This window comes from Nocardioides agariphilus (genome assembly GCF_015352445.1).
Taxonomy (GTDB): Bacteria; Actinomycetota; Actinomycetes; order Propionibacteriales; family Nocardioidaceae; genus Nocardioides; species Nocardioides agariphilus.
The window spans coordinates 65540-78274 of the sequence record NZ_JADKPO010000015.1 but is presented as its reverse complement, the minus strand read 5'-3'; the positions used below and the strand labels follow the sequence as shown (position 1 = coordinate 78274).

At 68.1% G+C, this 12735-nt stretch carries 15 protein-coding genes; all 15 read left to right on the top strand.

The features are described 5' to 3' along the window. The first annotated feature begins 3 nt into the window (after positions 1-3). The 15 genes from ISU10_RS12700 (at position 4) to ISU10_RS12630 (ending at position 12734) form a co-directional block, all read left to right on the top strand. Complete coding sequence (locus ISU10_RS12700; protein ID WP_194696773.1) at positions 4-198, top strand: hypothetical protein; 195 nt, start codon at positions 4-6, stop codon at positions 196-198. Beyond that, on the top strand, positions 167-601 hold the full coding sequence (locus ISU10_RS12695) for a TadE family protein (RefSeq protein ID WP_194696772.1): 435 nt from the start codon (positions 167-169) through the stop codon (positions 599-601). Before ISU10_RS12700 ends, ISU10_RS12695 begins: the two co-directional genes overlap by 32 nt. Then, on the top strand, positions 598-1020 hold the full coding sequence (locus tag ISU10_RS12690; protein WP_194696771.1) for a TadE/TadG family type IV pilus assembly protein: 423 nt from the start codon (positions 598-600) through the stop codon (positions 1018-1020). Before ISU10_RS12695 ends, ISU10_RS12690 begins: the two co-directional genes overlap by 4 nt. After that, complete coding sequence (locus tag ISU10_RS12685; RefSeq protein WP_194696770.1) at positions 1017-1439, top strand: TadE/TadG family type IV pilus assembly protein; 423 nt, start codon at positions 1017-1019, stop codon at positions 1437-1439. Before ISU10_RS12690 ends, ISU10_RS12685 begins: the two co-directional genes overlap by 4 nt. Further along, positions 1436-4462, top strand: coding sequence for a LysM peptidoglycan-binding domain-containing protein (locus tag ISU10_RS12680; RefSeq protein ID WP_194696769.1), 3027 nt, complete (start codon positions 1436-1438; stop codon positions 4460-4462). The genes ISU10_RS12685 and ISU10_RS12680 overlap by 4 nt, the downstream gene beginning before the upstream one ends. Positions 4463-4663: 201 nt before the next feature. Then, positions 4664-4882, top strand: coding sequence for a hypothetical protein (locus tag ISU10_RS12675; protein WP_194696768.1), 219 nt, complete (start codon positions 4664-4666; stop codon positions 4880-4882). Between the two features lie 198 nt (positions 4883-5080). After that, positions 5081-5989: a bifunctional DNA primase/polymerase gene (locus tag ISU10_RS12670; RefSeq protein ID WP_194696767.1), complete on the top strand. Its 909-nt coding sequence runs from the start codon at positions 5081-5083 to the stop codon at positions 5987-5989. 346 nt (positions 5990-6335) lie between these two features. Further along, positions 6336-7145, top strand: coding sequence for a serine/arginine repetitive matrix protein 2 (locus tag ISU10_RS12665; protein ID WP_194696766.1), 810 nt, complete (start codon positions 6336-6338; stop codon positions 7143-7145). Next, positions 7138-8115, top strand: coding sequence for a ParB N-terminal domain-containing protein (locus tag ISU10_RS12660; RefSeq protein ID WP_194696765.1), 978 nt, complete (start codon positions 7138-7140; stop codon positions 8113-8115). Before ISU10_RS12665 ends, ISU10_RS12660 begins: the two co-directional genes overlap by 8 nt. Positions 8116-8161: 46 nt before the next feature. After that, positions 8162-8827, top strand: a complete 666-nt coding sequence (locus ISU10_RS12655; RefSeq protein ID WP_194696764.1) for a hypothetical protein — start codon at positions 8162-8164, stop codon at positions 8825-8827. A gap of 7 nt (positions 8828-8834) precedes the next feature. Next, the gene (locus ISU10_RS12650; protein WP_194696763.1) at positions 8835-9953 is read left to right on the top strand and encodes a C40 family peptidase; all 1119 of its coding nucleotides are present in this window, start codon (positions 8835-8837) and stop codon (positions 9951-9953) included. A gap of 97 nt (positions 9954-10050) precedes the next feature. After that, positions 10051-10704, top strand: coding sequence for a hypothetical protein (locus tag ISU10_RS12645; protein WP_194696762.1), 654 nt, complete (start codon positions 10051-10053; stop codon positions 10702-10704). A 106-nt stretch (positions 10705-10810) separates the two neighbouring features. Continuing rightward, positions 10811-11080, top strand: coding sequence for a DUF6112 family protein (locus ISU10_RS12640; RefSeq protein ID WP_370865287.1), 270 nt, complete (start codon positions 10811-10813; stop codon positions 11078-11080). Between the two features lie 34 nt (positions 11081-11114). Beyond that, on the top strand, positions 11115-11420 hold the full coding sequence (locus tag ISU10_RS12635) for a DUF6112 family protein (RefSeq protein ID WP_030485688.1): 306 nt from the start codon (positions 11115-11117) through the stop codon (positions 11418-11420). A 9-nt stretch (positions 11421-11429) separates the two neighbouring features. After that, positions 11430-12734, top strand: coding sequence for a conjugal transfer protein TrbL (locus ISU10_RS12630; protein ID WP_194696760.1), 1305 nt, complete (start codon positions 11430-11432; stop codon positions 12732-12734). Position 12735: the final 1 nt, after the last annotated feature.

The window sequence follows — 12735 nt, the reverse complement described above, 5'->3', positions numbered from 1 at the left end:
CCCATGTTGAAAGTCCTGATCCTGCTTCAAGTGGCGGTGCTGACCACATACGACGGCCTGCGAACGGCCCGCCGAAGCGAGCGTGGCTCGGTGACCACGGAGCACGTGCTCTGGGCAGTTGCCGTCATCGCCATCGTCGGGATCGTGGTCGCGGCCGTGACGACCTATGTCAAAAGTCAGGCCGGCAACATCAAGTAGCCGCCGTCGGCGGCGCGACGACCGGGGCTCGGTATCGATCGAGCTCGTGATCCTCCTGCCCGCACTGTTCGCAGTCATGTTCCTGGGAATGCAGGCCGCGCTCTTCTATCACGCCCGGACGGTCGCGATCGCTGCCGCGCAGGAGGGGGCCCGAGCGGCCGGGACCGAGCAGGGCCACGAGGCAGATGGCGTCGGTGCGGCCAACGACTTCCTCGCCGAAGCCGGGGGCGACGATGTACTCACCGGGACTTCGACGACCGCCAAACGCACGGCGACGACGGCCACAGTGACGGTAACTGGCTTCAGCCTCAGCGTGATCCCCGGGTGGAAGGTGCGGATCTCGCAGAGTGCGACCGTCCCCATCGAGCGACTCACAGCTCCCAGCGCAGCGGGAACACCATGACGGGACGAGACGAGTGTGGCTCGGCTGCGATCGAGGCGGCGATCGGCGTACCGGCTTTCGCGCTGTTCGTCGGCCTTATCATCTTCGGCGGGCGTACGGCGAGCACCCACGAGGCCCTCCAGTCCGCTGCCGCCGACGGCGCCCGGTCCGCCTCGATCGCGCGTGACGCGGAGACCGCACGCAACGACGCTCGCGAGGCCGCCGAAGCGAGCATCGCCAACCAGAAGATCGGCTGCTCGGACGTCGAGGTGACCGTCGACACCAATGACTTCAACAAGCAACCAGGCGTGCCCGGCACGGTCAACGTGACCGTCGCGTGCCGCCTGGACCTCTCCGACCTCGCAGTCCCTGGCGTCCCCGGCTCGCGCGTCATGCGCGCCACCATGTCCAGCCCGATCGACACCTGGCGGGAACAATGAGACGCCAGGACGACGAGCGCGGCTCGATCACGGTCTGGCTGGCCCTGTCGAGCTTCGTGATGGTGTTCCTCGTCGGTCTGGCCGTAGACCTTGGCGGCCAGGTGCACGCTCACGAACGAGCGCACGACCTCGCTGCCCAAGCGGCTCGTGCCGGCGGCGAAGAGGTCGAGGGCGGTGTGGCCATCCAGGGACGCGAGCTGACCATCAGCCCCGCTGCGGCCAGAGCCGCCGCCGAGCAGTACCTCGACGCCGCCGGCGTCAGCGGGACGGTCGAGATCAGCAACGGCGACACCATCACGGTCACCGTCCACGACTCGTACGACCCACAGTTCCTGGGCTTGATCGGCATCCAACATCTTGACGTGTCGGGCACCGCGACGGCTCGTCTGATCCGCACCCTCGGAGGTAGCGAGCGATGAGCACCATCAACTCCCGACTGCGAGGCCTGGCGGCCACGCTCGCCCTGGTCGCCTTCGTGGTCGGCGTGCCAGCTGTCCTGCTCGCGATCGACGCGGTCCCGGATCTGACTGCGTTTTCGTGGTCGCAGCTCACTGCCCCGGACGACGGCACGCTCGTGGTCGAGGTCCTCGGTGCGGTCTGCTGGATCGCTTGGGCCGTGTTCACCTGCCAGCTCGTCGCATCGATGCTGTCGCGGGCCAGTGGCATCCGCACACCGCGACTGCCTGGCCTGTCCATGCCCCAGGTCGCGGCTGATCGCCTCATCGCCGCAGCTGCCCTGCTGTTCGTCGCGGTGCCGTCGGCGACTGCGTTCCTCCCCCAGCCGAAGGCCCAGGCCGCCTTGATGGCGACTCCCCTGCCCGCCGACCCTCGAGTCACCGTCGAACCCGCCGCTGCCCCCACTCCGGCGCCGACGGTCGCGCAGCAAAAGGAGCCGAAGGTTGAGCGCTACACCGTCAAGCGTGGCGACAGCCTCTGGAGAATCGCCGAGGACCGCCTCGGAGACGGGGCTCGGTACGTCGAACTCGTCGAGCTCAACAAGGCCGTCCTCGACGGTCGGCCCGACTTCCTCCTACCGGGCACTGTCCTGAGAGTGCCCGTTGCGGAGACCGCACCGGCGGGGACTTACGTCGTTCAGCCCGGCGACACGCTGTCCGAGATCGCAGAGGACGAGCTTGGCGACGCGGAGGAGTATCCCTCGATCTTCGACGCATCTCGCGGCACCCTCCAAGCCGACGGCGCTCGCCTCACCGATCCTGCCCTGATCCTCCCCGGCTGGAAGCTGACCATCCCCGGGCAGGAGCCACCCGCGGAGGCACGGGGACCCAAGCACGAGAAGCCGCAGGAGGAGGTCCCCGACTCTACGTCGCCTCCGACGGAGACGGCTCCCTCCGAGCCCGCCAACGAGCCGAACGCGGAGCCCGACGAGGCGGGTCGGAGTGCCGACGACCGCGTGATCCCGTCGTGGCTCGTCCCCGGCCTGGCCGGGGCGGGATCGATACTCGGTGGCGCGCTCTGGATCGCACTGCGCGCGCAGCGACGGACCCAACTGCGCCATCGACGTCCCGGCACGGTCATCCCTCCGCCGCCGGCCGAACTCATTTCCGCTGAGAAGACGGCCCGTGCCACGGCATCCGTGACGGCGCCCAGGATCGACGCCCTCGACGCCGCGCTGCGCGCGCTCCCGCCAGTGCTCCCACTCGCCAAGGTCGCGCTTGGGGAGGACGAGATCTTCCTGACCCTCCGGGAAGCCGCCGACCTGCCGGCGCCGTGGAGAGGATCCGATTCCGAATGGCGGATCGCTGTGGCCGACGTTCCCGATCGCCCGGAGGACTCGTTCCCGCCGTTCCCGCTTCTCGTGAGCGTCGGCCAGGCCGCCGACGGGTCGTTCCTGTTCCTCAACCTCGAAGAACTCCGCACCGTCACGGTCACGGGCAACGCTGACCGGAAGGCTGCCTTCGCACGCCACCTCGCCGCCGAGCTGGCCGTCAACCCGTGGTCGATCGTCGCGACGGTCGATCTCTTGGGCCTTGGCTCCGACCTGGCATCGTTCAACCTTGGCCGCGTCCGCACCCACCCCGCAGGGGACACAGACTTCATCGCAGAACTCGCGCGCAACCTGGCCTCCATCACCAAGCCGTCTGACCCCGACGACTTCCACGCCGTGATCATCGCGACTGCGAACCGTCCGACCGCCGACCTCGACCAACTCGCAGAGGTGATCGCAGGGATCCCCGGTCGTTCGTCGGCGGCGCTGGTCGACCTCGCGGGCGAGCCTCGATCCTCCAGCACCGACCTGCAGCTGACCACTGACGGTCGTCTCCAGGCACCAAGCCTCGGAGTCGACGTGGCGGCGGCAGGGCTGAGCGGCGAGGAGGCAAGGGCATGCGCGCTGCTTCTTGACCTCACACTCGACGAGACCGTCGTTCCCGTGCCGCAACAGGACCAGGGAACGGCCGTCTCTGACCTCGGCGGTGCGCTGGTTGAGCGGCTGACCCGACCACGTCCCGAGGGTCCAGCCGGAGCCGAGTCTCTGCTGCCACTAGATGCAGTGGTCTACACCGACGCTGCGGCGACGACCGTGGAGGACGTCGAGGTGCTAGCGCCTCGGGCTGCGCCGGAGGCCCGCGCAGCCGTCGAGGCCGTGGACCCGGGGTTGGACGAGGACCTCGCGCGCTGGGAGTCGCCGACCCTGTCGTCTGCCAAGGTGACCCTCCTCGGGCCAGTCAGCGCCCGGACCACCGGCGATACGAAGGCGACGGCACATCGGCGTCCGTTCTATGTCGAGCTGTTGGCTTACCTCGCGCTCCATCCCAACGGAGTTTCCGGAGCGGACGTTGCCGTTGCGTTCGCGATTCGCCCGGAGCGTGTCCGGGTCGACATGAGCCAACTGCGTCGGTGGCTCGGCACCGATCCCGGCACCGGTGAGCCCTACCTGCCCAAGGCGGAGCCTGGCCGCGACCCAGGCTCGCCCGCCCTCTACAAGCTCGAGCGCGTCCAGTGCGACGTGGACCTGTTCCGTCGTCTCCGGGCTCGAGGGCAGAGCCGCGGCGCCGACGGCATCGACGACCTGATCGCGGCACTGCGACTGGTCAGCGGTGAGCCGTTCTCCGACCTCCGCAAGGATCACTGGAACTGGCTCCTGGAGGGTGACCGCTGGGACCACATCATGACCAGCGCCGTCGTCGATGTCGGGCACATCGTCACGACCCACGCGCTCGCCACTGGCGACCGCGACCTCGCTCTGTGGGCAGCCCAGGTCGCCTACACCGCTTCGCCGTACGACGAGGTCGCCCAGCTCGACATGATCCAGGCGGAGAAGGCCACCGGTGACAGCGAGCAGGCTGACCAAGACCTCACCGACAGGGTCTTCAATCGGCGCGACGACGAACTGCCGCCGATCGATCTTCCCGATCGCACCGCTCAGGTCGCCCACGACAAGAACTGGGGAGCGCACGGGCCGCGCCCGCGACGGACTGGTTGAGCACGCGATCTGATCGTCTGCTCCGTACAGCCGTGAGTGGATCAGCAAGTCCACGGTTGTGTGTCGACCTCGTCGGTCACTGCCGAACCCCAGCCGGCAGTGCCGCCAGTGCCGCTGTTGTGTCCAGGCGACTTTCTTAGGCGGGGGTCGCGCGCACGATCCCATCTTGACCGAGGATAGAACATATGTTCGACTCGCCCAGTGGGGATGACGCAAGGGGAGCAGCAGTACATGGCTGGCTACAACGCCGGACGGGCCGTCGCGCTACAGACCGGTTCCGCGGCGTCCGGCCGCCGCTGGCTCGCCGAGCACCGCGACGCTGACAGCGCCTTCACCGCCGGCTACGAGTGGGCACTCTGGGACTACGAGGACGCCAACGGGCTCGCGCATGAGTCACGTCCACGGCATGCCGCTGGCTGACAGACCAAGCGGTGTCGGCCGCCGCGCGCGCTGACCACCCGCCCAGGCACGAATCCCGGCGCCCCTAATGGACGCAGCCAACAATTGGCGCTGACTTCTTAGGGAACGCCGCTGACCTGCGCAAACGCAACGTTCCCCTTTCCGCTCCCCCTGGTTGTTACCGGAAAGCGGTAACGCCGGCGGGCCAGTCTCGGGGGCATGTTCGACCCGACAAACCGAATCCCCGACTGGACCGTCTCGACGATGCAACGTGTCGCCACCGAGCCCACCCTGGCCGGCGCCGCGATCCGCTTCGCCAACCTCGGGATCCCTGTCTTCCCCTGCGTTCCCGGAGGCAAGCAGCCGCTCACGTCGAACGGCTTCCACGACGCCACATCGTCGGCTCGTACGGTCCATGCCTGGTGGCAGCGCACACCTGACGCGAACATCGGCCTGCCCACAGGCGCCAAAACCGGCATCCTCGTCGTCGACATCGACGTCCACCCTGGGGGCAGTGGATTCGCTGCCTTCGAGCATGCGCGCTCCGAGGGTCTCGCCGACAACTGGGCCTGGATGGTCCGCACGCCCTCGGGCGGGATCCACGCCTACTACCCCGCCGGGACTGACCGCGAGCAGCGCTCCTGGCAAGTGCCGTCCGCGCACATCGACTTCCGGGGCGACGGCGGCTACGTCATCGCCCCTCCGTCGCGCATCGAGGTCGGCGGCGTGCTCAAGACGTACGACGTCATCGCGGTCACGACCCAGCCGGCGAAGCCGCTCGACGCGATCCAACTGCGCCAGTTCCTCGAGCCGCCCCGGCCGCGACCGGTAGCTCCACCCCAGGGGCTTCCTCCGAAGGGATGCCGACCCGAGGCTCTGGCCAGAGTGGTCGCGCTGACTCCCGAAGGCGGTCGCAACCGAGCCCTCTTCTGGGCGTCGTGCCGCTTGGCCGAGGACGGCCAGAGCCGTGCGAACGCAGTCACGTACCTGATGCCCGCCGCACAGTACGCCGGCCTCCCCGATCGGGAGATCGACTCGACCATCGACTCCGCCTTCCGGATCGCGTCCCGGCTGGGCCCCGGGAGCCGCCTGGGCCCTACCCAGAGGAGTAAGGCGATCCAGCTGTGAACAGCCACGCCGAGTACCGCCGACACAGCTACCGGTCGACCGAGCCTTCGCTGCCCGTGCCGAGTCCCGACGCAGCGGTCAGCGAGCTCGCTCGCCATCGCGATCCGTCTCTATCCGCGGCGGGAGGGCAGGCGCCAGCGAAGGCAGCGAAGGGCATCGCATGGGTCCGGCCGACCGAGCTCGCGACGTACGTTGCGCCGATGGTTGGGCGCGGCGTCGACCTCCAGGCCGAACTGGTCAGGCGCGCCCGCCGTACTCCGGCGACGACGACGCGCGCCCTCCACCGAAGCATCCCCAACTCGCCGTCCCCGAGGTCGTCGGCGAACCGCACGGAGGGACTCTCGCTGTGAACACTTCATTCGAAACCGCGAACGGGCTGCGCCGACTCCTCGTGCGCCTCCGGGTGTCCGGACCGCACGCCTGGGAGCAGGATCCCGAGGCCCGCGCGCTGATGCTCTATGCCGCGCAGAAGTACGAGGCGCTGGCGGTCAAGCACCGCTGCGACCCGACCGCCGGAGCCGCGGCAGCCTTCGAGGCCATGCGGACCTACGCCGTACGCACGGCCGATGACCCGTGGGCCGTCGTCACCATCGCGGTCAAGGTCACGCTCATCGCCGAGGAGCGCGCCGACGGGCTCCTGTGCTCCGTCGACCAGGCCCGGCGCCCGGAGATCTCCCGACACCACGATGTACGGCGGTTCTGCGACACCGAGGCCGACCTGCCCAACTTCCTGCCCGCGCTCGCCGTCGAGCCATTCAATCCCGACGAGGCTCCGCCGACCGGCGCGTACGAAGCGGTCGACGCGACGATCGACCTCTTCACCGCGCTCGGGTGGCCACGGGACACGGCGACCTGCACGCTCGACTACATCTCGGCCCGACTCGTTGAGTCCGGATCTCGCCCGAAGGCTCACGCGGCTCTGCGGCGCGACCACACGGCGCGGGCTGTTCTCGACATCGACCAGGAAGCGTGGTCGACGGTGCTGCGCATCGTGCTGGGCAATCCGAACCCCGACGAGGCCTGTACGTCGGACGGGCACGGGGTGCTTCTGCGACTGCTTATCGGGCACCCGGTCGCCGAACTCCTTGACGACGACCTGCTGGTCTTCGAGATCAGCGAGACCGCTCCGCGACCGAAGGCTCGGATCCATGCCTGACGCGCGCGGCCACATCGAACTCGACCGAGCGCTCGATTCGATCAGTGTCGGAGTCCGTCACCGCAAGGACCCCGGCGACCTCGTACCACTCATGGAGTCGATCGAACGGCTCGGCCTGCTCCAGCCGGTCACCATCACTCCTGAAGGCGTCCTCGTGTGCGGGTGGCGACGCCTGGAGGCTGTTCGCCGGCTCGGCTGGCGCACGATGAAGGTCTGGGTCCGCTCAGGCATCTCGGACAAGCTCGAGGCCTTGCTTGCCCAGCAGGACGAGAACCAGCTCCACAAGCCGCTGAACGAACTCGAGAAGGCGTCGCTCTACCGGGAGCTCAAGGCACTGCGTGCGGAGGAGGCTGAGTGCCGCATGCAGGCGACCCAGTTCGGGGCGTCCGCCGACACGGGAGACTCCGGCTGTGCGTCGGGCGCACAGCCGGGCGAGCCAGGACGAGCTCGTCGCCAGGCAGCGATGGCGATCACCGGCAAGGCGTCTTATAGCACCCACGAACGGGTCTGCGCGCTCATGGACTGGGCCTCCCGAAAGGCCACGCCTCCCGAGATCCGAGCCATGGCGAACGACGCTCTCCACGAGATCGAGCAGGGAGAGCCGGTGAAGCCGCTCTATCTCAAGGTCAAGGAAGCCTTCGACAAGTCGCAAGAGCCGCAGCCGGAGGAAGAGACGGATCTCGCTCGGCTGGCGCGTGAAGCGCGAGAGCGTGCCGAGCGCGAAGTGCGAGACAAGGGCCGCAAGAACCTCAAGCGCAACCACGGACCGAGCAGCCACTTCCGGAGCGTCCGCTCGTTCAACCTGACCTGGACAGAGCTGGACGGCTGGACCGAGCTGTACGACGTCGACGCCCTCGCCGCTCAGCTCAACCGCAGTGACTGGGAACGGTTCGACCGGGTGGTCACCGCCACGATCGCCTTCCGCGACCAGCTCGTAGCCGCCAGACGTCACGCAAAGACATCGGCGTAGGCATCGCACCTATCGGACGTCCCTGAACCCGTCGCTCGGAGTTCCGATGTCCAACCTGACCGGCCGCCAGATCATGCTTCTCCTCGGATGCGCGCTCGCCCTCATCACTGCCGCCGTCGGCATCTACGGCCTGGTGCGAGGACCGGGCGGTACGAACTCCGACTCAACCGCCACCAACCCCTCGGAGGTCGCGGTCGTCGTCGATTCGGCAGACCCTGACGTCACCCTGCGGGACCGCTCCCTCCCGCACACGACCGATCCCGTTGCCTACGCACGCGCGGTCGCCGTCTCGCTGTTCGATTGGGACACGAGCGCCGGGTTCCTGCCCACTGATTACACGGCGGCCGTATTGGCCGACGCCGACCCGTCCGGTGAGGAGACCCCCGGGCTGCTCGATGACGTCGCAACGTACCTGCCGACGGTCGAGCAGTGGCTCGACCTCGGGGTTATGGAGGTCGTGCAGACCATCGACATCGGCGACGCCTACGTGCCGGACTCGTGGGCGGCCGCGGTCGATCAGTCGCACGGGCATCTGCGGCCGGGAACCACGGCAGTGACGATCACAGGGACCCGCCAGCGCAGCGGAGTCTGGAACGGCGAGGTGGCCGAGTCGTCGTATCCGGTCTCCTTCACGGTCTTCGTCGCCTGCCAGCCGTCCTTCGAGCGCTGCCACGTCCTGCGCCTCTCCCAGGTCGACGACCCGCTGAGGTGAGCCGCCGATGGGCATGAAGGTCCTCGCCGCCGGCGCCGCGGCCGCAGCCCTGCTTGCGCCTGGAGCCTCGGTCCTCGGCGTGGCGACGCTCGTGAGCCCGGCAGCCGCAGGATCAGGCAGCTGTATGTGGGACGACCAAGCGACCTCAAGCCTCGGCGTTGCTGGCCCCGTCCCTGAGGGGCTGTCCGCGACCAACACGCACGGCGAGACCGTAACCCTCAACAAGCGGCAGCTCACGCGGGCCGCGACCATCATCGCCGTCGGTAACGACGAGGGGATCCCGGCGCGGGGCCAGCTGATCGCGATCATGACTGCTCTGACGGAATCGTCCCTGCGAGTTCTGTCGAACACGAGCGCATACCCCCATTCCGCGGACATCCCCAACGACGGCGACGGCAGCGACCACGACTCCGTTGGCCTCTTCCAACAGCGACCCGCCGCAGGCTGGGGCACGGTCGAGAACCTGATGGACCCGGTGTGGTCGTCCCGCGCGTTCTACGGAGGGCCGAGCGGACCGAACCACGGCTCTCCGCGCGGCCTGCTCGACATAGACGACTGGCAGACGATCGAGCCTGGCCCCGCTGCACAAGCTGTCCAGGTCTCCGCCTACCCCGACAGGTACGCCGTCAACCAGCCGGTCGCCGAGAAGGTTCTCAGCGCGGTTAGCGGCGTATCGCTAACCAGCGAACTGGAGTGCGCGCAACCCGCCGGCGACCCACCCGCCAACCTTCCGCCCGGCTTCCCCGGAGCTCTCATCACGGCGGCCGCTTCGCAACTCGGCAAGCCGTACGTCTGGGGCGGCGGTGACTTCAGCGGACCGACCGGGGGTGGATTCGACTGCTCCGGTCTTGTTCTCTACGCCGCGTACCAAGCCTCCGGGGGCCGGATCCGGCTCCCGCACTACTCGGGCGACCAGATCCACGCCGGCCAGGGCATCTCCTGGAATGACAAGCAACCTGGCGACCTGATCTTCTTCAGTTACCCCGGCGCCGGCGGACCGCACCACGTGGCAATCTACGTGGGCGGTAACCGGATCCTGCATGCACCTCGAACCGGCGATGTCGTCCGCTACGGGACCATCGACGAGTTCGCCGGCGAGATCATGACCGTCCGGCGGCTGGGCTGAAGCCGAAGGACAAGGATCCAAGTCCTTGAATCTTCGGCGCCGAGGTGGTGCAGCTGCGTCGCCAGGAACTGTCGGTCGTCACGCGTACCGTTTGAACATGGGCTACTGCCGGTGCTGTGGACTCGACAACGCGATCTTTTCGCCGCGCAAGGCGTTCAACGACCTGCCGCAGGCTGCCATCGTCTGTGACCTCTGTGCCCGCCATCAGGGATCGGATGCCCACGACCTGAAGAAGGCACTGACCCTTCACAGGGACATGGCCGCCGAGCACGAGCGCGAGCGAGTCGAAGCGCTCGAGGACCGGCATGCCTCTTCCTTGGCCCAGAAGGACTCACTGCTGGCAGAGAAGGACGCGGAGATCGCGAGCCTTCGGGAAGAACTGGACCAGCGCCCCGTTCAGGTGGTGGAGAAGTGGGTCGATGGCGACGAACTGCGAGCCGCGCACGTGGGTGCCGCCGCGGCCTATCACTCCCGGGACCACGCCTTCCGCCAGATGTGCCTCATCCACATGAAGCACCACGAGGTGAGCGGCGAGCGTTGCAGCTGTGGGCGCTCCATCGCTGACTGCGACGTGGTGGCCATCCTCGAGGGTTACCGCGCCCTCATGCGCTGGGAACGCCGACAGGAGGAGCGTCGCGACAAGGGCCTGTCGCACGAACTCCCGTGGGAGTACGTGCAGAACCTGGGTGGCCGTGAGCCGGGCGACGACCCCCACGAATTCGACCCCTATCCGTACGCCACCGGGTCCTAGCCACCACATCCCCGACAGGGCGGCCGCCCGAGCTGCATCGTCGCGCTCGAGTCGAGAGTCATCCGCAGCACGTGCACCTTAGGACATGGGTGAACTTCGCCTGGTCGTGAATGAGGTTGGGCCGGACTTCGGAGCTGTCGGCGGCGCCGGCGATCTGCGTGCCATCGTCGGCGCTCTGCTGACGTACGCCCTGATCGTCGCCGTTCTCATGCTCGTAGTCTCGGCGGCCACCTGGGCGATCGCGTCGAACTCGGGCAGCTGGCACACCGCGCAGAGGGCGAAGGTCGGCTGCCTCGTCGCCATCGGCGGCGCCGCGCTGACCGGTGCCGCGCTGGCTTGGGCCAACTGGCTGCTGGACATCGGCGCACACCTCTAAGACGCCAGCCCATTCGACGTCAGGAGCCATCCCGATGGACCTTCTTACAGCAGTTCTCTTGCTCCCTCTCGACATCGAGATCGATCCGAACTCCAATGGCCTACCCGGGATCGGCCAGCTCAAGAAGATCGTCGGCGCCTCGATGACCGTCGGCCTCGTCCTCGCCGTTCTCGCGCTGATCATCTCGGCCATCGTGTGGGCGCTCGGGGCCAACTCGTCCAACCCGCATCTCGCGGGTCGCGGCAAGCTGGGCGTCCTCGTTGCCCTCGGTGCCGCGATCGTCTGCGGCGCTTCGGTGACACTGGTGAACTTCTTCTGGAACGTCGGCCAGCAGGTCTGAGGACCAGTCATGGGTGTCTGCGATGTGCCGGTGATCCACGAGGTCTGCAACTCCGCCGGAGACGCGGCCGGCGCCGTCGTGACCGCGCCATTCGACTGGCTTGCTCAGGGCATGGGCGGTGCGGCCGAGTGGATGTTCACGTCCGTCTGGAAGGTCATCGACACCACGACCTTCGTCGACGTGACCAGCGGTGAGTACACGAAGGTCTACAACATCATGTTCGGAGTCGGCGTATTCGTGATGCTCGGCTTCTTCATGCTCCAGGTCATCGGCGGCATGATCCGCCGCGAGCCAGCCGCACTGTCCAGAGCCGCGCTCGGGCTCGCGAAATCGATCCTCGGATCCTTCGTCGCCCTCGCGCTTCTCGGGACGGCGCTCGAGATCACCGACCAGCTCTGCATCGGCATCGTCAACGCCGCAGGGACGAACATGAACGAGATGGGCGACAAGGTCGCTGTACTCGCTGCCGGACTCGGAGCGATCAACCTCAGCGCCCCCGGCGCGGGCGCGATCCTGACAATCTTCCTCTCGAGCCTCGCCATCGTCGGGGCCATGGTGGTCTGGATCAGCCTGCTGATCCGCAAGGCCCTGCTGCTCATCGCGATCGTGTTCGCGCCGATCGCCCTCGCCGGATCCAGCTGGGACCACACCCGTACCTGGGTGAGCCGCTGGGCGACCCTCCTGATCGCAATGATCCTGTCGAAGGTCGTCCTGGTGGTGATCTTCCTGCTCGCGACCGCTCAGGTGTCGGCGCCCATCGACGCCGACCTGGAGTCCGTCAGCCAGCCGATGTCGGGTGTCGTACTGATGCTGATGGCCGGCTTCGCGCCATACCTGACCTACAAGGCCATCGCGTTCATGAACTTCGACATGTACCAGGCGATGTCGGCCGAACAGGAGGCCAAAGCATCGCTCAACCGACCGATGCCAATCCCGCTCTCACGCCGCACCGGCAGCGAGCCCGCCAAGATTCTCGGAGACAGCGGCGGTGGTACGACACCCGGCGGGTCAGCTACGGTCGCACCCTCGACCGGGGGTGTCGGGCCGTCCGGAGTCACCTCCGGCGGGCGTGCCGCTGGTGGTTCCAACGGAGCAGCGACTGCTGGCGGCTCGGGTGGCGCGGCCGCCGCAGGCGGCGCGGTCGCCGCCGGCGCAGTCATGGCCAAGGAAGCCGCGGCGGCAGGACCGCGTCTCGGCGGATTCGTCGCCGCCCAGGCGACCGGCCAAGCCCAGGCGCACGAGTCGGCCGAGCCGCCTACCGTTCCGCCGCCGGTCGTGGACTCGACCCTCGCCGAGCCCGCAGGACGGAAGTGAT

What these genes read in the sequence shown, in the direction of transcription:
- ISU10_RS12700 (WP_194696773.1), top strand. Translation starts at nt 4, where the DNA reads ATGTTGAAAGTCCTGATCCTGCTTCAAGTGGCGGTGCTGACCACATAC.
- ISU10_RS12695 (WP_194696772.1), top strand. Translation starts at nt 167, where the DNA reads ATGTCAAAAGTCAGGCCGGCAACATCAAGTAGCCGCCGTCGGCGGCGC.
- ISU10_RS12690 (WP_194696771.1), top strand. Translation starts at nt 598, where the DNA reads ATGACGGGACGAGACGAGTGTGGCTCGGCTGCGATCGAGGCGGCGATC.
- ISU10_RS12685 (WP_194696770.1), top strand. Translation starts at nt 1,017, where the DNA reads ATGAGACGCCAGGACGACGAGCGCGGCTCGATCACGGTCTGGCTGGCC.
- ISU10_RS12680 (WP_194696769.1), top strand. Translation starts at nt 1,436, where the DNA reads ATGAGCACCATCAACTCCCGACTGCGAGGCCTGGCGGCCACGCTCGCC.
- ISU10_RS12670 (WP_194696767.1), top strand. Translation starts at nt 5,081, where the DNA reads ATGTTCGACCCGACAAACCGAATCCCCGACTGGACCGTCTCGACGATG.
- ISU10_RS12660 (WP_194696765.1), top strand. Translation starts at nt 7,138, where the DNA reads ATGCCTGACGCGCGCGGCCACATCGAACTCGACCGAGCGCTCGATTCG.
- ISU10_RS12655 (WP_194696764.1), top strand. Translation starts at nt 8,162, where the DNA reads ATGTCCAACCTGACCGGCCGCCAGATCATGCTTCTCCTCGGATGCGCG.
- ISU10_RS12650 (WP_194696763.1), top strand. Translation starts at nt 8,835, where the DNA reads ATGGGCATGAAGGTCCTCGCCGCCGGCGCCGCGGCCGCAGCCCTGCTT.
- ISU10_RS12645 (WP_194696762.1), top strand. Translation starts at nt 10,051, where the DNA reads ATGGGCTACTGCCGGTGCTGTGGACTCGACAACGCGATCTTTTCGCCG.
- ISU10_RS12635 (WP_030485688.1), top strand. Translation starts at nt 11,115, where the DNA reads ATGGACCTTCTTACAGCAGTTCTCTTGCTCCCTCTCGACATCGAGATC.
- ISU10_RS12630 (WP_194696760.1), top strand. Translation starts at nt 11,430, where the DNA reads ATGGGTGTCTGCGATGTGCCGGTGATCCACGAGGTCTGCAACTCCGCC.